The sequence below is a fragment of the Acinetobacter sp. YH01022 genome (assembly GCF_013420235.1).
Lineage (GTDB): Bacteria > Pseudomonadota > Gammaproteobacteria > Pseudomonadales > Moraxellaceae > Acinetobacter.
Genome location: NZ_VOYP01000016.1, coordinates 16,704 through 37,676, shown reverse-complemented (window position 1 = coordinate 37,676; position 20,973 = coordinate 16,704). Strand labels below are relative to the sequence as shown.

Sequence of the window (20,973 nt, the reverse complement as noted above, 5' to 3'; positions counted from 1 at the left end):
ACGGCATTATAGCAGCAAATTACACTTAGAAATAAATATAATGTTATAACATTTCAATTAGCTCATTATGATATTAATAATCACATCAACTTCAGTACAGTTCAATTTTTTAATTTGTACTTTTGCTTAGGACTCTTAGGCTTATCAGGAAGGGTACGTTCAATCACACCTGCTTCTAATGCTGGAGTTAAATAATTTTTTTGGAATGTGGCTCGATGGGACAAGTCCAATAGAGCCATAAGCTCAGTTAAGCTATATTCTTTCTGCTCCATATTCTGGATGAGACGTTTAACTTGATCGCTAACTTGTACGCTAGCTTGAGCGGTATCTTGATCGCTGGCATCAGAACTAAGTATTGCATCTAGAATCATCTGCAAAATAAACTCAATAAAAGGTGCAGAATCTGAACGATTTGTGCTCGCTTGCAATGCATCGTAATAAGCTTTTTGGTTTTGATAAATCAAGCTTTCTACAGGGATGTTGAGAAAAATAGGATTCCACTGGCTTAAGATTAAAGTTTGCCATAAACGCCCCATCCGCCCATTGCCATCAGCAAATGGATGTATAAACTCAAATTCATAATGAAATACTGAACTCTGAATTAATGGGTGCTCATTACCTTCAGCCAACCACTGTAATAACTCTCTCATTAAACGCTGGACTTGATTTGCAGGCGGAGCCATATGCACGACTCGATCCCCTGACATCACACCAACACCGCCATGACGATACTGTCCAATTTCATCAATCAGTCCTATCATCAATATTTGATGTGCTTTCAGCAAATGCGATTCTTGATCAGGATTCCAATCTTGAATTTCTTCATATGCCTTTAGGGCATTACGTACCTCTTGAACTTCTTTAGGTGGAGCGATAATGGTCTTGCCATTCAGGATCGCTGTGATTTGCTCTGTACTCAAGGTATTCCCTTCAATTGCTAAAGACCCTTGAATCGTTCGAATACGATTGGCTTTTCGCAATTTAAGGCTATCTTGGATTTGGGTTAATGCAGTCAAACGCCCTATTGATTCACTAATTTGTGCAATCAAGTGAATAATTTTAGAGGTGATCGTATAAGGCGGTTGATATTTCATGCCATTCCTAATTGATGTAAAAACAAAGCACAGTTGATTAAACTCTAAAATATTAATATTTCATAGCTTAGTGAGTAATATCTGCTATCAACATGCTTATCTTTTCTGAAACAGTGAGCTAACTAATCGCTATTTCTTTTAAAATAAACCTATGCATTCTCGTTAAAATACTTAGGTTTCTTCATTACAGGACAGCATTATGAACCGTACCGGGTTTGTCGGAGAGTCAATATTCTGAGAGACTATTCCGATGAAAAAACCAAACTATACCCCCGAAATTAGAGAAAGAGCGGTTCAATTACTAATTGAATCTGAAAAAGATTATCCATCGAATTGGGCAGCAGTTTCCGCAATTGCTCCTAAAATTGGCTGTACTCCTGAAACACTACGTGTTTGGTATCAAAAATACTTAGATCAACAAAATCCCGCCAAAGTACAACAGGTATCTGACCAAGAAAAAATGAAGCAAATGGAACGTGAAATTAAAGAATTAAAACGTGCCAATGAAATTCTACGTAAAGCAGCGGCTTTTTTCGCCCAGGCGGAGCTCGACCGCCCACACAAATAATGGTGGATTTTATCCTTAACAATAAAGATCGATATGGTGTTGAGGCGATTTGTAGGATTTTACCGATCGCTGCTTCAACCTATTACCGGACTTTAGATCTCACAGTAAATCCAGAACATCGAGCGAAACGAGATTTACATGACTTGCAGCATGCTGAGGAGATTAAGCGAATTTGGAAAGAAAGTTCAGGTCGATACGGTGTGCGTAAGGTCTGGCAACAACTGAAACGTGAAGGCTATGTGATTGCACGTTGTACAGTTGCTCGATTGATGCAAAAGCTAGGTATACAAGGTGTTTGGCGTGGTAAGAATAAACAAACCACCCGTAACCGAGATGACCAAAAACGGGCAGATGATTTAGTGAAACGTAATTTTAATGCTGATCATCCAAACCAACTATGGGTGGGTGACTTTACGTATATTCAAACTCATTCAGGCTGGGTATATACCGCATTTGTTATTGACGTGTTCTCACGAGCAATTGTTGGATGGAAAGTATCTACACGGATGAATACAGATATGGTGCTCGATGCATTGGAGCAAGCATTGCACGATCGAGGTATGCCTAAGAATGTGATTCATCATTCAGATAGAGGTGTTCAATATCTTTCTATTCGCTATACCAATCGTTTAGAAGCAGCAAATTTACGAGCATCAGTCGGTACGACAGGTGATTCATACGATAATGCTTTGGCTGAAACGGTGAATGGCTTATACAAAACAGAAGTGATTGAATATTTAAAAGCAGATTGGCAAGGTTTAGCGGATGTACAACTTGCGACATTAAATTGGCTAGATTGGTTCAACAAAAAGCGTGTACACAGTGCACTGGGTTATGTATCGCCTTTTGAGTTTGAAGCAATGTACTATGATAAGATTAATCCGTTAGGTCAGGTGGCCTAACTTAAATAAAAAAGTCTCCGACAAACCCGGTACGGTTCATTATGTTTATTCATGCCGACTTCTCACAACCCGTCATCATCAAGCCAGAGGATTACCATTGGGTGAAATCTCCAGGAGGTGAAGTCGATAGAATGATGCTTGATCGTATTGGCGATGAGAAAGCACGTGCAACTAGTCTTGTGAAATACGCACCAGAATCTGCCTTTCCTGAACATCAACATCCTTTGGGTGAAGAAGTCCTCATCTTGTCAGGCATTTTTACCGAGAATGCTGAAGATGATTATCCAGCAGGCTGGTATTTACGCAACCCCCATCATTCAACTCATCGGGTTTCCAGTAAAGCAGGTTGTTTAATCTTTGTGAAACTGATGCAAATGACTGAACATGAGATAGAGCCCATCCGGATTAATACCAATGATCCAGCGAATTGGAAGCTTACCGAACATCGGATGATATGCCCGTTATTTCAATCGGAACATGAGCAGACCTATTTAGAAAAGCTAAAACCTGATCAAATTTTCGTAGAGAAATCAGAACAAGGGATTGAGTTTCTAATTATCAAAGGTCAATTATTTTGCGGCACTGAAATATATCCAGCAGGTTCATGGGTCCGTCTTCCCATCAATAATAGTGCCGCTAAATTTCAGGCAGGTCCATCAGGTGCAACTCTTTATGTCAAAACTGGTCATCTGCAACATGCCATAGATGTATGGGTAAAATGAACAATAATGTGTCTTCAAAATGAAGCTGTCTCGTGTCTAGAATACTGGAAGCCTTCCAATTACTACTTTTATAATCAATAAAATGTAATGATATATCACTACATTTCTGATATTTCTTTTTTCATGTATTATCGACTAAGACAAATTCAGGGATAAGGTTATGTTTGAAACTATTGATGATTTAAAGAAAAAATTAGATCAACATCGCCCCCTTTCTCCATCAATTGTCAAAAATTTACAAGAAGATCTTATTGTCCGTTGGACCTATCATTCGAATGCAATTGAAGGTAATACCCTCACCCTGCTAGAAACAAAAGTAGTACTCGAAGGTATTACTGTTGGTGGAAAGGCATTAAGAGAACACTTCGAAGCGATCAACCATAGAAATGCAATTTACTATGTTGAAGATATCATTCGGAAAGAGGAGCCTTTTTCTGAGTGGCAAATTCGTAATATCCATCAGCTTATCTTAAAGAATATTGATGATGATAATGCTGGACGTTATCGTCAGCAAAACGTTCTGATATCAGGTGCTACGTCTACCCCGCCTGATTACACATTATTAAATGACAAGATGACTCAATTAGTAGACTGGTATAATAGTGAAGCGCATAAGCTGCATCCAATTGAACGTGCAGCCAAAGTACATGCTGATTTTGTTGGCATTCATCCCTTCATTGATGGCAATGGGCGTACATCACGTCTATTGATGAATCTTGAATTATTAAAATCTGGCTATCCACCTTGTGTCATCACTGTTGAAAACCGATTGGCCTACTATGAAGCCCTGGATCAGTGGATGGCTTATGGAAAAACTGAAGCATTTATTCAATTGGTTGCTGATGCTGTATTAGAAGGGTTTAAGCCTTATCAGGTAGTCTTAAGAATATAAAAACCCCCTCTCTCATCGTCTTAAGACGATGAGAGAGGGGGTGTATTAGATTGTTATTTACTACTTTCTGATACTGCAAACTGAATTTCTACCCGTCTATTTCTTCCATCTGATGGATCAATACCATTTAGAGGACGAGAGTCACCATAACCCGCAACGATAACCCGATTTGCATCTTTAGAATCCAAACTTGAAATGATTAGTTTTCTAGCTTCTCTTGCTCTAGCCGCAGATAACGTAAAGTTATCATCATAAACCGTACATTTTTCCTTAAACTCAAGAACAGGCTGCTTTACAACTGAATTATCAGTATGTCCCTCAACAAAAACAGAGGCATTCGGATTTTCCTTTAAAAAACTAACGATACGTTGATCGAGGCTTTTGAATGTTTTAGCTGCCGATGGTGTGATACAAGCACTGCCTACATTAAAAATATTTTCTTTTAATGTGATTTTTCCATCAGCGATGTCAAAGGAAATTAAATTACTCGCTCCTGTTTCATCTACAGAATTCTTTAGATCCGTTAACATCTCACTAATTCTTTTCTGCTGGGCAGCCCCCCCCTGCTCTAACTCTTGCTTATGCTTTAATTCTGCATAGGTTTTTTGTAGAACTGACATGACAAGCAACAACATTACGACAGCCATTACACCAGCCATAAGATCTGAAATGGATACCCACTCACTTGGCTTATCCTTCATTCACTCAATCCTTCCAACCCAGTAGTGCCTGTGAAATAGCAGAATTTACATTAGCACTCTTAATCTTTTCATTTTTCTTTTGAGAACTATTTTGCTTTAAATTCTGAGACTCCATCCTTTCCAATGTTTCCTTCTGTAAAACAATACCATTTGCTAAATTTTCTAGTGTAGGCTTCAAACCATTAAGAGCATCGAGATTTTGAGACAAATCATTAAATACGTTCCCCACTGTTTGTGTAAGATCCTCGCTACTTAGTTTGATTTGTTTACCCAGACCAATCACTTGACGATTACTTTCTGAAACAGCTTTTAATCCACCTGTAATATCTCCAGACAACTTATTAACCAAACCTGTCATCTCTTCAATATATTCATTTAATGTATTCGTGCTCTGAGTAAATACTTTTTGTGCTTTTGTCTGCAATTCCATGGATTGACCAATCGTAGCAGTAACTTCATTCATCGTTTTATCAACACTTGTAGATAAACTAGTTACCGCATTAGAAATATCATGAGTTGCTTCGCCTAAACCTCTGGACATTTCAGACATATTTTTCTTGAAGCTTGTACTCATATCACCAATAGACGATTTGAGATTATCTGACATTTTTGTCATATTTTGGCTAAAGCTAGTATTCATATTAGAAATGGTAGAGTTCAAGTCTTTTTTCATCAAAGAAATGACTTCTTCCATATTCTTTCTAAAGCTATCAATAACGGTCTGTAGTTGGCTCGCTGACGTTCCCATTGTCGATGCGGCTTGAGACATTCCTTCAGCAGCCTTTCCTAGTCTAACAACTGTTTCTTCATTCTTATGAATGAAGTCAACCATAGCATCACGCGTCTGAACACTCTGAGCTACATTATCTTGGAGCAATTGTGCAGTTTCTTTATGTTGCTCTCCAACTAATTCGATTAGGCTCACTGATTGTTGCGCTAAAACATCGAATTTCTTTTCCAACAATGTAGACTGTTTGTTTAAAGTTTCAATTTGCCCAGAATGATTTTGAGTAAGCAATAAAAGATGATCTTTACTATTTTGCTCAAATGATAATAAAAATTTCCCTGTTTGTTCTAGATGAGAAGCATGATTTTGCTGTGTGTTCTCAACTAACCCTTCTATAAGTCTAGATTGTGAAGTTAAAGAACGTACATTTTCTTCATTACTTAAATGTAGCTGTTTTAACTGTTCATCATGACTAAGTTGAATGGCTTTAATCGTGTCTTGAGTATGCTGAGTTAATTGCTTGAGTTGTTCTTGATTAGTAGATTGATTTTTCGCAATAGTTTGTTCAAATTGCATAGCTATAGTTTGCATACAATCAATCAGCTTATTATTATTGTTACGGTCCTCTTGTAATTTCTGATCACGAACAATATCGAGCTCACTTTTCACTTTTTCAATTGACCAACGTAAGCGACGTTCTTCATAACCATTTTTAGATAAAATGACTTTTAAAAGAATAAAAGCAAGTAATCCCCAAGTAGATGTTTTAAATTTAGTCCCTAATCCCTCAAGCATTTGCATAAGGTTCGCCATTGATGCATCCATATTACTCAATGCATTAGCGCCCGTGAGAATTGAAGATGCTTTATCTAAGGCAAGCCCTAAACCTAAAAATGTACCCAACAAACCAATAATCAGAATCATGCCAGGCATAATATCTGCCAATTTTTCAGATGGTGTTGCAACAGCTTCGCTAATTTCCATAACGGAGCCATGTTCGGCATCTAGTTTTTTTGACTGATTATTTTTGTTGCCACCATACCAATTATGCTCCCAATTCTCAGGCTTTGCTGTTTGATACACTCTAAAAATTGTGAAGAAGAAAAGACCCCAAATAACAAAAAAGAAAATACTAGGTAAAGCATCTAATTTAAATGGAGACAAATGAAAAGGAAGTAAAAAACTCAAAATTTCCATAGATCAGACCTCTGCCTCAACTAACTCTTGAGTTCGTTTTTTACTGTCTTCTGCGAAAATATTCGCATAGTCAGTAATAAGGCTTTGCTCATCCCCTGTTAGCTCGTTCCATTGTTTACCATGCTGGGCACACTCAACTAGTAGACGTCCAACAGTTGCAACGTCATCTACAATATAGTCACGACCTTCTTCTTCAAATTGTTCAGCAGTTTTCTCTAAAACTTGAAGGAAACCTTCTGCAGCGTGAACATAGCTTTGCATTGCACGGTTTTCTTCTGCTTGTTGAGTTAGTTGGTGAGAGATATTTTTTGCATCATTTTTCAAATCAACCAATTGTACTTCTTCATCAGAAGTGAGTGATTCAATTTGCATTTTCACTTCCAGTTCTTTTATTTGACGTTTTAAAGTCGCTGACTCTTTATTCATCTGTTTCCATTTTGCTTCCATATTTTGTAACTTAGTTTCCCAAGCACAAATTAATTCTTCAAATACAAATGGAACTAGTGACTTACCACTGAAACGACGTTTAATAATTCTATCTAGTTTCTCTGCATCAGCATCGCTAAGATTTGGATTTTCTGCGAGCAGATCAGCACCTATACGTAAGAGGAATGAATCATCTGCGGTAATTTCATCTAAATTACGAGCAGTATTTAGTGTTTTTTCCGCAGCTCTTAATAATTTTTGGGTTGCACGTAAACGTAGATAATGTGAGAAATCTTTCACCGTATCTTTTTCTAAGATTTCTTGGATATGGGTTTGTACTAAAACATAATCATTAATCACAGCTGCAAAACGAATAGACTGACGTTGTTCCTCAGTTTTCATCGCATCCATAGCTTCTTGCAAGTCCTGCTGACGCTGTTCAGCTTCCTTCACATCTTTAGGCGTCATGTACATATCACGGAAATGCTTTGCCGCATTTGAAGCCCAAATAATCGCTTGCTCAACCTTTTTTAAAATAGGGCTATTTTCCAATGCCAATAATGCTTGGATACCCTTTTCTACTGCTTTTGCAACTGCTCCAGCCCATGGAAATGGAAGTAAAGCGATACCTTTGGAAATATACGGCGCTATTTTTTCCACCCATGGTTTGGCCATTTTCCAAACATCTTTTACCTTACCAACAAAGTTTTCAGCTTCATCTGCCATCCAATCAATAGCTTTTCTAGCTGCACTTTTTGCTGTATCCCATACTGCACTTGCTGCAGATGATATCCCCCTACCAACAGATGAAACAGCTGAACCAATAGCTGAACATGCACTACTAAACCAACCCATGAATTACCCCTCTTATTTAATTTTTAACACCAAGTAAAGACTTAGCGGTACTAATTTCTTTCGCATTTAATTTACTGTCATTATTCGCAACTTCAACTTTAGCCTGCTTAATACGATCAATAACTTCTTGAAGTTGCTCTAACTTAACCTTAGGCTCTTCTTGATTTTTTTCAGCTTCTAATAAAGCTTTAGGCAGAACTAATCTCATACAAGTACGTATTTCTCGCCCAGAGAATCCATCAGATAAGTCTGATGCAGTTTGTATAAATTCGTCTTTAGGCTCTAATAAAGGTATTTGATCTACCAACATTTTTGCCCAAAGTTTTTTACGCGCTTCTAAATCTGGCAAATCAAAATGGATGTGATGACTAATACGGCTTCTAAAAGCCTCATCGTAATTTTTAGCAAAGTTAGTCGCAAAAATAGCAATCCCATTGAAACGTTCTAATTCAATCAATAAAGTAGAACGCATTGCATTGACTTCATTATCAATACCTTGGGTAACAGAAGATAAGCGTTTACCTAACAAGGTATCAGCTTCATCAAAAAATAGGACTGCATCTTCTTCTGTAGCCACTTTAAATACAGCCTGAATATTTTTTGAAGTCTCCCCCATAAATTTACTTTCTAATTCAGCTATACCTAGTTTAATAATAGGCTTTCCTAAACTTCCTGCAAAAGCTTCTGCTGTTAGAGTTTTTCCAGTACCGGGAGCACCATAGAAATTTAGAATAACGCTACGTCCCTGTTTATCTACACTACCGAAATTCCAGTCTTCATATATTGTTTTATGAAATTTTAACTTAGCCAATCCTTCATCTAATTGAACACGAGTTGCTATCGATAAAATCACATCATTATCTAGAGTGACGATTGGCTGTACTATCTGAAAAACAGAATTAAGAGTCCCTTCTTTTTCAGAAGGATGTTCAACAATGCTATTTTCCTCACGTTCTGTTTGAAATTTTTGTAACCGTTCTCTAGCTTTTTCCAAACTCACGATATTGTCTTCAATATTTGATATTTGTTTGCCATTTCCAACATTAAAAATTTCTTTAATCATATTTTTCATTACTAATGCCAACTTTAATTTTTAAAAACTCACTAATCCATGTCTTAACATTCATCATCTTTATGTGACTGTATTAACACAGCTCCCCTTTTTTTCTCATGCTAGAGATAAGTATTTTTTTAAATCTTTTTCTAGCTCTTCTTGCAATCCATCTGGATTGACAATTTTTAAATGTGGAATCCAAAATCGTATTAATGGCAATAACTGCATGTCATGATTAATTTTAGAAGAAACTAGCAATCCACCATCGTTTAACTCTTTTAATATTTGCTGGTCAGGTAAGATAGATCGCTGCTTAAAATAAAATGCAACCTGACTATCAATAGATAAAATGATTTCCTGCTTATCCTGCCCAAACCAGATACTGTCATCATCTTCCACAAGTTTTACAATATCTCGGTCAGGGACAAATTGAGAGTTTTGATGTGAAGAGTGCATGAGCTGAATATGCGAAATGCGATAAGTACGCAATTGATCTGTTCTGACTGCTGCCAAATACCAACTGCCATGATGATGGATCAGACGATAAGGTTGAACCAAGCGAGGCTCTCCTTTATATAAAAAACCAATTTGTCGCTGCTCTTGAATTGCTTTTCCAAGAACTTTGAATAGTTCTTTAAACTGACTAACATCTTCAAAAGAGTAACCCTTAGCACTATAAATTTGATGTGCTCTACTATCTAAAAGCTCACGCAGAAATGACATATCCAATGATGGATACAAATGACTAATCCCTGAAAGCTGAGCAAAGTTACGAATATCTTTCGGGGCAATTTTCCCTAAGTAGTTTAAATCCAGATAATATCTTTTACTTTCAAAATCCTGTAACAAAGGCAAATAAGTATTAAGGCGGTCAAAATCTCTCGAAATAGTGCGCGTACTCACCCCAAAATCAGAGGCAAGCTCTTTTATACTTAACTGATGCCCCATATTTAATTTTGTTAAAATATTGGCTAATCGGTCGGCTAAACGCTCATGAATAGAATCATCACGCTGCATAAATTTTCTCTAATTATTTAAAAATATATACTAGGTGTTCAAGTTTTAAATATGCTTGAAATATAACACAATAAGTAAACAAAAAATTACATCAAATCACAAAAAAAATATTAATGTAAATTCAATTTGTAAAAATTTAGTTTTTCCAAATATCGTTCTAAATGCAAGATTTATAAATAGAATTTGTTAGAATAAGCCCACTTAATTTCCCTCAGTATTAGTTCTCTAAAAATACGTGTTAGAGCTTTTTTCTTATGTTTATGAGTAAATGGATTGAGGCTTATCGTCATGCTCTAATGTCCTTTCAATTTGATTTTTAAATTTAGACTTTTGATCAAAATCACTAAACAATGGAATGAAGCGAAGATAAGACATAAAAATGACAGGACATGTCATAAGTCTATAAAATTATTTTATTTCTTAACTTTTTATTCTTCTTAATTGAAATGCTCAAAAACAGAGATGGTGGCAGTTTAACCCAACATGTAATAGTCTAATATTTCTATATTAAATACTTCTAGCTTTACCCAATTTAACCCACTAATGCTAACTACCTATGTTGCCACAGGTAGTTAGCTAACAGATCTTATTTTTATTTTAAATTACCGCCAACACCTTTAAACTTCTCAACTAGAATCGAAATTTTCTGGAAAACATTTTGTTTCTTAGTTAAATACTGTGGGTTCAATGGACTCATTTTAGGCAAAATTGTATTAAGTTCAGTGCCATTTTCACTTGCAAATTCCCTCTTTAAAGAAGCCATGATATATCGTTTAGTAGCGTCCTCATTCAAGTTTTCATCGTGAATCAGTTCCTGAACCTCACGCTGTTGTTCTATTTGAGCGAAAGTGTAAAAAGAATCCATCACACTAGCTTTATCCTCAATCTTGTCTAAATCGGTATGATTAATAAAATCAACGATAAGACTTTCTTTAGATCGACTCTCCAAGCTTGAACGAATCACACGTCGCATATCATCAACCAACGCAACTTTATCCCTGATCTTTTTATTACTTTCAAAGATAAGTTCTAAAATATAGTCTAAATTAATTTCTTGTGACTTTAATAAATCAACCTCAAAAACCACATCGTTCCAATCGATCGTAGATTCTTCTTTTTGCTCTGCTAATCGCTCCCTACGCAACCAATCCCGTATATCATTATAACTAGATCGATAGTCTTGAATTTTCCGTTCAGCTGGCATATCAATTGCTGTAAGCTGTGCTAATTCTTCATCATTTAAATAATGCTTATTTTTAAATTCTTCGACTGCACTAGCATCATTCAAATCAACAGTTTGTAATTCTTTTAGACTCGCATATTCATCATAGTTTTGCAGTACGTTTTCTACTCGCAAGTATTCACCAAATAATTTAGCAAATGCCTTTTTATCTGACTCTTTAAAAATTTCATCGGTGTTAGGGAACCGTTGCTCCAACTCTTTAACTACTTCTATATAGCCTCTTCTTGCTTCTCCAGTTAATACATCAGTGAAGCCTTCCATATATTCTTCATAGCTTTGTTCTAAAACAATATTCTCTATATCTCGATCACCAAATAATCGTATTGCTTCAATCGTTGGCTGTTCTAAATCACGGAAAGTTACGATATTGCCAAATGTTTTAGTCGCATCAAAAATGCGGTTAGTCCGTGAGTATGCTTGTATAAGACCGTGATAACGCAAATTTTTATCGACAAATAAAGTATTTAATGTTGGAGCATCAAATCCTGTTAAGAACATCCCAACCACGATCAACAAATCAATTTCTTTAGCTTTGACTTGCTTAGCTAGATCCCGGTAATAGTTTTGGAAACTCTTAGCTTCAACACTAAAGTTTGTTTTAAATATTGCATTATAATCTGCAATCGCTGAACTTAAAAACTCTTTGGCACTACTATTCATAGCCGATACGTCAAAACTTTCATCTTGAATATCACCAACTGCATCCTGTTCTTCATTGGCTATAAATGAAAATATAGTTGCTATTTTTAAAGGTTTATCACTATTTTTTTGTAAATCTTTTAAGCATTCATAATACATCTTAGCAGCATCTACGCTACTCACAGCAAACATAGCATTAAAGCCTTTGCTAGCCACTTGTAAACGATGCGTTTTTTGACGATAGTTATTTAAAATGTACTGACTAATTTCTCGTATACGATCAGGATGCAATAGAGCTTGTTTATTTTCATATGCACTCAGCTTTTTAACATCTTGTTCTCTTTCTATATTTTTGAACTGTGGGCGTACATCATTATAATCCACTTTAAATTTAAGGACTTTTTCATCACGAATTGCATCGGTAATTACGTAGGCATGCAAAGCACCTCTATTTTTATCTTTGTCGTACGTACCAAATACGCTAGCAGTTGTTTCATTACCTAAAGTATTTTCAGAAAAAATCGGAGTTCCTGTAAAACCAAATTGATAAAACTTTTTAAATTTTTTCTTTAAATTTTTCTGTGCTTCACCAAACTGACTACGATGGCATTCATCAAATATAAACATGACTTGCTTGTTATATATCGGCAAATCATTTTCACTTTTCATCAAGATATTTAGCTTTTGTATGGTCGTTACAATAATTTTATTATCATCTTTATCCAAGTTTCGCTTTAATCCAGCTGTGTTTTCAGAACCATTTACACTATCAGGAGAAAAACGTTGGTACTCTTTCATTGTTTGATAATCAAGGTCTTTTCGGTCTACCACAAAAAAAACTTTATCAATAAAATCAAAATCTGTTGCTAAACGAGCTGCTTTAAAACTTGTTAAGGTTTTACCTGAACCTGTGGTATGCCAAATAAATCCACCACTCGAAGATTGACTCCATTTCTTGGTTTCAAATGAGCTTTTAACTTTCCATAAAATACGCTCTGTTGCGGCAATCTGATAAGGACGCATTACAAGTAAAGTATCACTTACATCAAATACAGAATAATTAAGTAAAACATTTAGTAAGGTATTTTTTTGGAAAAACGTTGCTGTAAAGTCTTTTAAGTCTTTAATGAGACTGTTATCTGACTTTGCCCAGTTCATCGTAAAATCAAAGCTGTTTTTATTACGTGCTGTTGTATTGGCAAAATAGCGAGTATCTGTTCCATTTGAAATAACAAACAGTTGTAAATATTTATACAGTGAGTTTTCACTATTGAAACTTTCTTTGCTGTAACGATGTACTTGATTAAATGCTTCACGGATCGCCATACCACGCTTTTTCAGTTCAACTTGTACCAATGGCAGACCATTGACCAAAATGGTGACATCATAACGGTTGGCATGATTACCTTTTTGTTCAAACTGTTTGATGACCTGAACTTTGTTACGAGCAATTTTCTTTTTATCAAGTAAATAGATATTCTGAATACGCCCATCATCAAAAACAAAATCATGAATGTAGTCATCGTGGATTTTTCTGGTTTTTTCTACGGCACTATCACTTGATTTATCTAAATATGTTTCAACAAAACGTGACCACTCACCATCTAAAAATTGTACATTATTTAATAGCTGTAATTGCTCTCGCACATTATTCATCATGGCTTGAGCATTATTTAGGGACGGTAAAAAATCGTAGCCCTGATTAGTTAGATCTTGTATGAGTTCACGCTCTAAATCTGCTTCAGTTTGATAAGTATCCAGTGCTTGAGATTCATTGATATATTTATCAAGAATAATAAAATGGTTAGATTCAGCAACTATTGAATAATTATTCATATTCACCCCTTAAAGTCAGTATTTTAATACTGTCTATTTCCCTTATAAATTTTATCTAACTCACCAACCAAAAACTTGAATACTCGTTTGTGATCCTCGTGTACTTCCTTAATTTCATCAGCTGAATGCTTATCATGGTTATACAAATTGATAATTCGCGCATAAGGGTTCGCACTACTCACAGAATCACTACTCTCAACAACTGGTAATAATTCACCCCATTCGTTATAACCTAAAAATGTAGATGTTTTCTCTAGAACATTACGTAGAAAATTGAAGTGATATTTATGTATATCACCTGAGTTTGCAGCTTCTAGTAGTTCATTTTTCAAGTAAAGGTGATATGAAAAAGGTGAATCATAGTCCTGTTTCATTAATTTATAGGTTATTGTGTCACTTTCAGATTTTCGAAATATATATTTGTTTGCACGACTAAACTCGTTATACATTACATTATAAAATAATGGGTTATGTGTAGTAATGACGAATTTAAGATTGGAATCGCTTGATTTTATTAATCGCGCTAAATCAATCGCTAATTGAATCAAATGATTTTCATCTAATGAACTCACTGGATCATCAATAAAGACATACTCTAATTGATCAAATTGATTCGTTTCTCGATCTGTTGGATCAGCAACATTGAGTATCGTAATCACTTGATCTAGCAGTGTATAAAATACACTCCAGATAAAATTACTTTCTTCTCCTTTAGATATTTTTAAATTTCCAAAGTTCTCATCATCACCACGCTCAAAAGTAAAAGTAACTTCTGTTAAATCTGCACTAAAGTTCGGTGTTAATTTATCATTGGTATAATGTTGGAAATATTTAACAATATTTCCATCTTGCCCCAGATCTTTCAGGAGGGTAAGCAACCAATCTGTATAAGTGTTGGGTTGAATTTTTAGTTTAGGTTCTAAATTCCCTTCTAAATCATTATCCCAATAAAACAGGTCTTCAGTGAAGGCATTATAATAAAGAATTTTTTCGCGTGTAGATGTTGTGCCATCAGGCTCCCCCCCATCATTATCCGCGATTAGTTTTTTAAACTCTCCTGATAAGCGTGTTTTTCCAGTCCCATTAAAGGCATAAATTAACTGTACCTTCTTCTGAGCGTTTCTTAACTGATGGGCAACTTCCGCTAAAGTATTACTCATATTATATTTCTACCGTTTCAGAATTTGGAAAACTGAATAACAAATCACGATAGTATTCATACTGCTGTTGGCGCAGTTCGATTTCACGAGGTAGACCTTCTTTAATCGAATTGGTTAATATTTCAAACTTATCAAGAGCGTTAACAACTTGAATCTGTTCTTCTAGTGAAGGGACAGGTATTAATATTTTAGCTAAATTGTCTGCATTTACACGTCGTACTTTTGCTCCAGTAATGTACTGCCTTTTCTGACTTTGAAATTGCTCTGTCTGAAAATAATAAGAAACATATTTAGGATTAAGCTTATGTTTGTAAATACAAGCATCACTACTTACAGCAATTTCTTCATCACCTAACCATGCTACTGCTTTACATACATCCTCATCATTCTCACTAGTAGTTGCAATAATTAAATTACCTGTTTGCGCCTTCCTACACTTTTTAGCAAGTTCGGGTGAAACATAAGTTTTTGTCTCATTCGCATAAGTACCGTAATACGTATAAATTTGACCATAATGGATACAGCCAACACCTGTTTCCGTAAAGTCTTTTTTTTGGAAGCTCCCACCACGGACAAATAGACCAATTTCCTCATGCCCCATTGGTAGTTGTTTAACCTCTCTATCTACAAAATTAAACAACTGTTCACGATAGTAATTGAATTGTTCGTTTCTCATGCTAAGCTCGGCGGTCAGCTCGGCGGTCATGGCACTAAATGCGTCTAAAATTCTCACAATTTCTGATTGAATTTCTAGAGATTTTTCAGGATTATCTGGGCATGGGATAGGGACTAATCTTTTTTCAATCGCACCTTTACTAATATGTACCATTGTTGATCCCGTACCATGCTCTTCTTTTAGCGCTTTAGCATCCCACTCCAATAAGTAATATAGAAACTTTTTATTAATAATGCCCACATCAGGAATAATTTTCCAAATGTGGTAGTGATAAATAGTCTTATCGCCCTCCCAAATTTTGGGTCCAAATGAGGCTGACCATGCGTATAAAAGATCACCTTTATCACAATATTTATCATTATCAAGTTCTAAGTCTGAATAATACCAATTAGTATTTGTAAAAAAATTACCTACTCTTAGAACAGGATATTTACCCTGTTCTAATAATTCAGATTGTTTATAAGCCCTGCCATTGATAAATCGGCAAACATTTTCCAATGATCTCAATTCCACATGAACTCCCGCTAGCAGCTCAACTAAACTCATACCTCGCCCTCAATCTCTGCAACAATTGCATCAATATCTTTACGAAGCTGATCAATTTTAGCTACAGTGGTTTTTAGTTCTGCATTCAGTTGTACAATATCGACAACTTCACGATTATCTTTGGCTTCAACATAGCTACTTACAGACAAGTTGTAGTCTTTCTCTTTTATCTGCTCAAATGGAACAGACATAGCAAAATGATCTACATTATTTTTACGATCAAACACCTGCATGATTTCTTCAATATGCTGTTCGGTCAATATATTGTTATTGGTCTCTTTTTTAAATAAACCACTTGCATCTATAAACTGAGTGGACATATCTGTTTTATGCTTAGACAACACTAAAATATTTACAGCGATGCTCGTACCATAAAACAAGTTCGGTGCAAGTGAAATCACTGTCTCAACATAGTTATTATCAATTAGATATTGACGAATTTTCTGCTCGGCGCCACCACGGTAGAAAATACCAGGGAAACAAACTATCGCCGCGCGACCTTTGGCAGATAAATAACTTAAAGCATGCAAAACAAATGCAAAGTCAGCTTTAGACTTTGGCGCAAGTACACCAGCTGGTGCAAAACGATCATCATTGATGAGTGTTGGATCATCTGAACCAATCCATTTCACTGAATACGGTGGATTCGATACAATCGCATCAAATGGCTTGTCATCAATAAAATGAGGATAATGAAGCGTGTCACCAAGTTGGATATTAAATTTATCGTAATTAATATTGTGCAAAAACATATTCATACGCGCTAGGTTATACGTCGTATGATTAATCTCTTGTCCAAAAAAACCATCTTCAATGATGTGTGCATCAAAATGCTTCTTAGCTTGAAGAAGCAAAGAACCTGAACCGCATGCAGGGTCATAAATTTTATTGACATGCGTTTGATTGTGCATTGCCAACTGTGCAATCAGTTTCGATACATGTTGAGGTGTAAAGAACTCACCACCTGATTTACCTGCATTTGCAGCATAGTTAGAGATCAAAAACTCATAAGCATCACCAAACAAATCAATTTGGCTATTTTGAAAATTATCACCGAAATCTAATTCCGCCACACCATTTAAGACCGCAGCTAAGCGTTTATTTTTTTCAGGAACTGAATTACCTAAACGGTTACTAGTCGTATCGAAGTCAGCAAATAAACCTTTGATATCTTTCTCAGATGGATATCCATTAGCAGAACTTTCGATCGCTGAAAAAATTTTGGCTAAGTCAGTATTCAAGCTTTCATTATTATTGGCGCTCTTTACGACATTGCTAAAAAGTTGACTAGGTAAAATAAAATAACCTTTGGTTTTTATCGCGTCATCTTTAATCTCAGGAGTAATGACACTATCGGGCATTTCATTATATTTGATCTCTTTATCACCACCCGAAATATAATGAGCAAAGTTTTCAGAAATAAAGCGATAAAATAATGCACCTAAAACATATTGCTTAAAGTCCCAACCATCCACTGCGCCACGTACTCCGTTGGCAATTTGCCAAATCTGGCGATGAAGTGCTGCACGTTGCTGGGTACTAGTCATTAATACTTCCTTTAAAATCAAAACTTTAAAACACAATACCAATTAAATAATGCATTGTATTTAATTAGTTGAACATTATAGCGAAATAAGTCTGTTAATAGTAATTCGAGAGTGATTAGTCGAAGCCAGATTGTTTGTTAAATTAGCATTTTCAACCATTCCACATTAAATAGTTATTTTCTTTTCCCTGCGCATACGCCCACTCCGCCACTTTATGCGATCGCTCCTTATCCGTCAGAAAACCAAGTACTGATATCCGATCCATAATGATCAAATCCTGCTCTTCATTCCGCTCCTGCCATTTATGTAAAAATTCATTAGAAGCGAGCAAATTACTTTTCTTAGAATTACAGCTTGAGTCTGCCAATACGAAATTGTGACCTGTGTCTGATGGATACATTGACCAAGGAATAAAATGATCGACGGCATAACTGCCTTTTCGCATCGGCTTATTGCAGTAGAAGCATTTACAGTCTTGTAACTCGACTAACACATTTGCCACTGCATTCAATTGATTCCGACTTGGCTCAAACATGAATTGCTCTAGGTTCGGCAATTTATTCAATATTGTTGCGTTGGTGCTATTATTACGGATATAGTCAATCCAACGTTTCTGACATAACTCTTCAATAATTTCGCTGAATTGTCTTAAACAAAACATGACTTGAGGCAGAAGAATGAGTTGCTTGCCACACTGATCGAGCTGATATAAAAACTCAAAATTTTTACCATTGATGTTTTGCAAGTAACGTACAGGCATCTCTTTTACGGTTCTTGCCACATCTTTAATTAGCTTCAACCATACCAATGAATCTCGTCGTAAAATCCCAAGAGATGAGTAACTCTGCCGAAGCTCAATAATTCGATTTACAATCGCTGCTTGCTTACCGTTGTTCTGATTTAAAATAAGCTGCCCTTCGTCATTGAAAGTATATGGCACAGCCTGTTTCCAATACAGTTCGATAAACTTCTCAGCAATGTCACTGTACTCAAGCGCCAATTGCTCGCCACTATTCTCACCCTTTTCAATGGCTAATCGACTCAGGCTAATGAGCAATGCAAACTTATAGGTACTGCTAAAACTACCTGACTGTAGGATGAGCTGAATATTTTTAAGAAACTTGAGCTGCTCTTGTGCCGTGGGAATGGAATTAATCATTTTTTCTTCCAAAGCAGGTTTAACCACTGCTCTTCCCGCTCAGGTCTTTTATCAATAGTGATCCATTGCTGAACCCAGCTCACCTGATCAAATTGGGCTAATAGTTCCTGTGCTTGCTGTTCATTCAAATCGGTAAACTCTCGACCATATTTCTCTCGGTCTGAATCCCCATATTTAAATGACATGTAGATCACACCATCAGGCTTTAATGTGCGAAGCATTTTCTCAAGTACTTCAGCTAATCGCTTTCGCTCACAATGCAATAATGATGCACACGCCCAAATTCCATCATAAGCTTGATCAGCATCAATCTCATAAAAGCTCTGTAACCTAACAGGAATACCTGTAAGCTGAGTTGCTTTTTTGACGAGTTCTTCTGAATAGTCTATTGCATCGACCTGATAGCCTTTATTTTTAAAAGCCAGAGTATCTCGTCCTGGACCCACAGCCAACGTCAAGAATCCGAGCACCTTCCTGCAGCTCAACTAGAAATGGCTGATATAGGCTTTCCATATCAACTTCAAACGTTGAAGCTGTAAATTCTTCTGCATGCTTATTGTAGTAGTCTATTGTTTTCATTACGGACACTTAGGCTAAAAGACATTTTCAGTCTACAAGAAAACAAAAAAATAAGGGAGCTAAGAGCATCCCTTATTCTCGACTCGCCAACTTACTTTCAATCCATTGATGGATCTCATAAGCTGACCAGCCGATACGATTTTGAGTAATTTTAACTTTCTTTGGAAAGGTTGGATCATAGTAAGGTGAGTCCTCATCCATCATCTCGTAGATGGTAGAACGCCCCACACCGACAAATTCTACGACCTGCTTAATACTGATGAGTTGATTCATTTGAAATGTTTGACCGATAAACGCATTCATGAGGCTAGCTCCTAATCATTGATGCGAGCGGCTATTCGCTCAAATAATAGAGCTGGTCTGTAAAATTTAACGTTAGCTATCTTCTCTCCTCTCGCTTAATTCACAGCTCGTACACTTTGCTGTAACCCCTGCTGAATATCCTGTACAAACTCTTCAGGCGAAGCTTGTTGCTCCACCACCCGGTTTTGTTCTTGTTCAGGGTAATATTCTTCCAGCACATCCAATCCTTCCTCTATATCCGTTTCAAATCGCGCATTCGCAAAACCCTTCCTTGCCGTAAAGTCCAAAGCCTCCTGATAAAACCCTGCCTGCTTGCTCTGTTCATCAATTTTCTTGGCTTGAGTAATGGCATCATTCAGACTAATGCCCTCCCGTAAAGTCAGATCCACGTAATACACCGGCTGACGATAGCTTTGAGTAGTGCTTTTGCCTCTTAAAGTGAGTTGCAAAGGCAAGCAAGACAATAAGCCTCCTGAAGCTGCATGGTAATAACTCAGCCGTGCAGCCAAAGTCCGAATACTGTTAAAGCCCGTAGTTCTAAAGATGAAGGCGCCAAACTCATCCGAGTCATCCAGGTTCACATGTAAACGTCCATAAGGTTTACAGTTGCCGCCTTGTGCCAGAGAACATAAATCTGGCGATGGACAGGGATGTTGCTCTACACCTTGATTGGTTAATCGCTGGCATGTTTCACCGTTGCCGACACAGACTGGCCGTCCAGTCTGACGGTCAAACAGGCTGTATTCCGCACGTAGGTTTAAGTCAGGATCATTAAAAATCATTCGCACGGGAATGGTTCTCAGTTTTTGCCCTGTAGCCTGACTGCGTAGCTGTTCATCCAGTGGATGTTTCACCCATCCTTCTTTGCTTTGGATTTGGGAAGTAATGGTGAACTGATCATCCTTTTCAGGCAGACGTTTGCCGTTCTTTTCGACCATCCGACCAATACTGATACGTCCTAGAGCCGGTGGTGTAATCGCTAAACCTTTAATCATTCTATTTTCCTCAATTTGATTTTTTTACAGATCATCCACCTTTATGTAGATCACCTGATTCAATAAATATGTATATAGCTAGCTACAAAAGCCGCGACCGTATTGCCCTCTATTCCTAGCGAATGGAGGGCGGGG

16 protein-coding genes, 1 pseudogene and 1 other annotated feature are annotated in these 20,973 nt (G+C 36.5%); of the genes and pseudogenes, 3 read left to right on the top strand and 14 right to left on the bottom strand.

The features are described from left to right. Positions 1-101: 101 nt before the first annotated feature. Complete coding sequence (locus FTT87_RS07670) at positions 102-1,094, bottom strand: Fic family protein (protein WP_180174640.1); 993 nt, start codon at positions 1,092-1,094, stop codon at positions 102-104. Between the two features lie 250 nt (positions 1,095-1,344). On the opposite strand from FTT87_RS07670, the gene FTT87_RS07665 reads away from it, so the two are divergent. The 3 genes from FTT87_RS07665 to FTT87_RS07655 all read left to right on the top strand — a co-directional run bounded on the left by FTT87_RS07665 (position 1,345) and on the right by FTT87_RS07655 (position 4,178). Further along, a protein-coding gene (locus tag FTT87_RS07665) for an IS3 family transposase (RefSeq protein WP_180174639.1) occupies positions 1,345-2,564 on the top strand; the annotation gives its coding sequence in 2 pieces (ribosomal slippage) (positions 1,345-1,621 and positions 1,621-2,564; 1,221 coding nt in all). Continuing rightward, positions 1,620-1,736, top strand: a sequence feature (AL1L pseudoknot). (Overlaps the previous gene by 117 nt.) 41 nt (positions 2,565-2,605) lie before the next feature. Then, complete coding sequence (locus FTT87_RS07660) at positions 2,606-3,286, top strand: cupin domain-containing protein (RefSeq protein WP_180174638.1); 681 nt, start codon at positions 2,606-2,608, stop codon at positions 3,284-3,286. 160 nt (positions 3,287-3,446) lie between these two features. After that, on the top strand, positions 3,447-4,178 hold the full coding sequence (locus tag FTT87_RS07655) for a Fic family protein (protein ID WP_180174637.1): 732 nt from the start codon (positions 3,447-3,449) through the stop codon (positions 4,176-4,178). A gap of 53 nt (positions 4,179-4,231) precedes the next feature. On the opposite strand, the gene FTT87_RS07650 is transcribed toward FTT87_RS07655, so the two are convergent. The 13 genes and pseudogenes from FTT87_RS07650 to FTT87_RS07590 form a co-directional block, all read right to left on the bottom strand. Then, positions 4,232-4,879 carry an OmpA family protein gene (locus FTT87_RS07650; protein WP_180174636.1) on the bottom strand — a complete coding sequence of 216 codons (648 nt, stop codon included), beginning with the start codon at positions 4,877-4,879 and terminating at the stop codon, positions 4,232-4,234. A gap of 4 nt (positions 4,880-4,883) precedes the next feature. Next, on the bottom strand, positions 4,884-6,803 hold the full coding sequence (locus FTT87_RS07645; protein ID WP_180174635.1) for a hypothetical protein: 1,920 nt from the start codon (positions 6,801-6,803) through the stop codon (positions 4,884-4,886). A gap of 3 nt (positions 6,804-6,806) precedes the next feature. Continuing rightward, positions 6,807-8,084, bottom strand: coding sequence for a hypothetical protein (locus FTT87_RS07640; RefSeq protein ID WP_180174634.1), 1,278 nt, complete (start codon positions 8,082-8,084; stop codon positions 6,807-6,809). 16 nt (positions 8,085-8,100) lie between these two features. Next, entirely contained in the window at positions 8,101-9,156 is a 1,056-nt protein-coding gene (locus FTT87_RS07635; protein WP_257230570.1) for an ATP-binding protein, read from the bottom strand. A gap of 96 nt (positions 9,157-9,252) precedes the next feature. Continuing rightward, the gene (locus FTT87_RS07630; RefSeq protein ID WP_180174633.1) at positions 9,253-10,155 is read right to left on the bottom strand and encodes a YafY family protein; all 903 of its coding nucleotides are present in this window, start codon (positions 10,153-10,155) and stop codon (positions 9,253-9,255) included. Positions 10,156-10,747: 592 nt separating this feature from the next. Further along, entirely contained in the window at positions 10,748-13,873 is a 3,126-nt protein-coding gene (locus FTT87_RS07625) for a type I restriction endonuclease subunit R (protein WP_180174632.1), read from the bottom strand. A 23-nt stretch (positions 13,874-13,896) separates the two neighbouring features. Continuing rightward, positions 13,897-15,033: an AAA family ATPase gene (locus FTT87_RS07620; RefSeq protein ID WP_180174631.1), complete on the bottom strand. Its 1,137-nt coding sequence runs from the start codon at positions 15,031-15,033 to the stop codon at positions 13,897-13,899. A 1-nt stretch (position 15,034) separates the two neighbouring features. Continuing rightward, positions 15,035-16,255, bottom strand: coding sequence for a restriction endonuclease subunit S (locus FTT87_RS07615; RefSeq protein WP_180174630.1), 1,221 nt, complete (start codon positions 16,253-16,255; stop codon positions 15,035-15,037). Continuing rightward, complete coding sequence (locus tag FTT87_RS07610; RefSeq protein WP_180174629.1) at positions 16,252-17,802, bottom strand: type I restriction-modification system subunit M; 1,551 nt, start codon at positions 17,800-17,802, stop codon at positions 16,252-16,254. The genes FTT87_RS07615 and FTT87_RS07610 overlap by 4 nt, the downstream gene beginning before the upstream one ends. 151 nt (positions 17,803-17,953) lie before the next feature. Continuing rightward, complete coding sequence (locus FTT87_RS07605; RefSeq protein WP_180174643.1) at positions 17,954-18,961, bottom strand: HNH endonuclease domain-containing protein; 1,008 nt, start codon at positions 18,959-18,961, stop codon at positions 17,954-17,956. Continuing rightward, positions 18,958-19,540, bottom strand: a pseudogene (locus tag FTT87_RS07600) (class I SAM-dependent methyltransferase). The gene FTT87_RS07605 and the pseudogene FTT87_RS07600 overlap by 4 nt, the downstream one beginning before the upstream one ends. A gap of 72 nt (positions 19,541-19,612) precedes the next feature. Beyond that, complete coding sequence (locus FTT87_RS07595) at positions 19,613-19,843, bottom strand: AlpA family transcriptional regulator (protein ID WP_005096077.1); 231 nt, start codon at positions 19,841-19,843, stop codon at positions 19,613-19,615. 95 nt (positions 19,844-19,938) lie between these two features. After that, positions 19,939-20,838, bottom strand: coding sequence for a hydrolase or metal-binding protein (locus FTT87_RS07590; protein WP_180174628.1), 900 nt, complete (start codon positions 20,836-20,838; stop codon positions 19,939-19,941). Between the last annotated feature and the right edge of the window lie 135 nt (positions 20,839-20,973).

Coding starts and splice junctions, on each gene's coding strand:
- FTT87_RS07670 (WP_180174640.1), bottom strand. CDS start 1,094: ATGAAATATCAACCGCCTTATACGATCACCTCTAAAATTATTCACTTG.
- FTT87_RS07660 (WP_180174638.1), top strand. CDS start 2,606: ATGTTTATTCATGCCGACTTCTCACAACCCGTCATCATCAAGCCAGAG.
- FTT87_RS07655 (WP_180174637.1), top strand. CDS start 3,447: ATGTTTGAAACTATTGATGATTTAAAGAAAAAATTAGATCAACATCGC.
- FTT87_RS07650 (WP_180174636.1), bottom strand. CDS start 4,879: ATGAAGGATAAGCCAAGTGAGTGGGTATCCATTTCAGATCTTATGGCT.
- FTT87_RS07645 (WP_180174635.1), bottom strand. CDS start 6,803: ATGGAAATTTTGAGTTTTTTACTTCCTTTTCATTTGTCTCCATTTAAA.
- FTT87_RS07640 (WP_180174634.1), bottom strand. CDS start 8,084: ATGGGTTGGTTTAGTAGTGCATGTTCAGCTATTGGTTCAGCTGTTTCA.
- FTT87_RS07635 (WP_257230570.1), bottom strand. CDS start 9,156: ATGAAAAATATGATTAAAGAAATTTTTAATGTTGGAAATGGCAAACAA.
- FTT87_RS07630 (WP_180174633.1), bottom strand. CDS start 10,155: ATGCAGCGTGATGATTCTATTCATGAGCGTTTAGCCGACCGATTAGCC.
- FTT87_RS07625 (WP_180174632.1), bottom strand. CDS start 13,873: ATGAATAATTATTCAATAGTTGCTGAATCTAACCATTTTATTATTCTT.
- FTT87_RS07620 (WP_180174631.1), bottom strand. CDS start 15,033: ATGAGTAATACTTTAGCGGAAGTTGCCCATCAGTTAAGAAACGCTCAG.
- FTT87_RS07615 (WP_180174630.1), bottom strand. CDS start 16,255: ATGAGTTTAGTTGAGCTGCTAGCGGGAGTTCATGTGGAATTGAGATCA.
- FTT87_RS07610 (WP_180174629.1), bottom strand. CDS start 17,802: ATGACTAGTACCCAGCAACGTGCAGCACTTCATCGCCAGATTTGGCAA.
- FTT87_RS07605 (WP_180174643.1), bottom strand. CDS start 18,961: ATGATTAATTCCATTCCCACGGCACAAGAGCAGCTCAAGTTTCTTAAA.
- FTT87_RS07595 (WP_005096077.1), bottom strand. CDS start 19,843: ATGAATGCGTTTATCGGTCAAACATTTCAAATGAATCAACTCATCAGT.
- FTT87_RS07590 (WP_180174628.1), bottom strand. CDS start 20,838: ATGATTAAAGGTTTAGCGATTACACCACCGGCTCTAGGACGTATCAGT.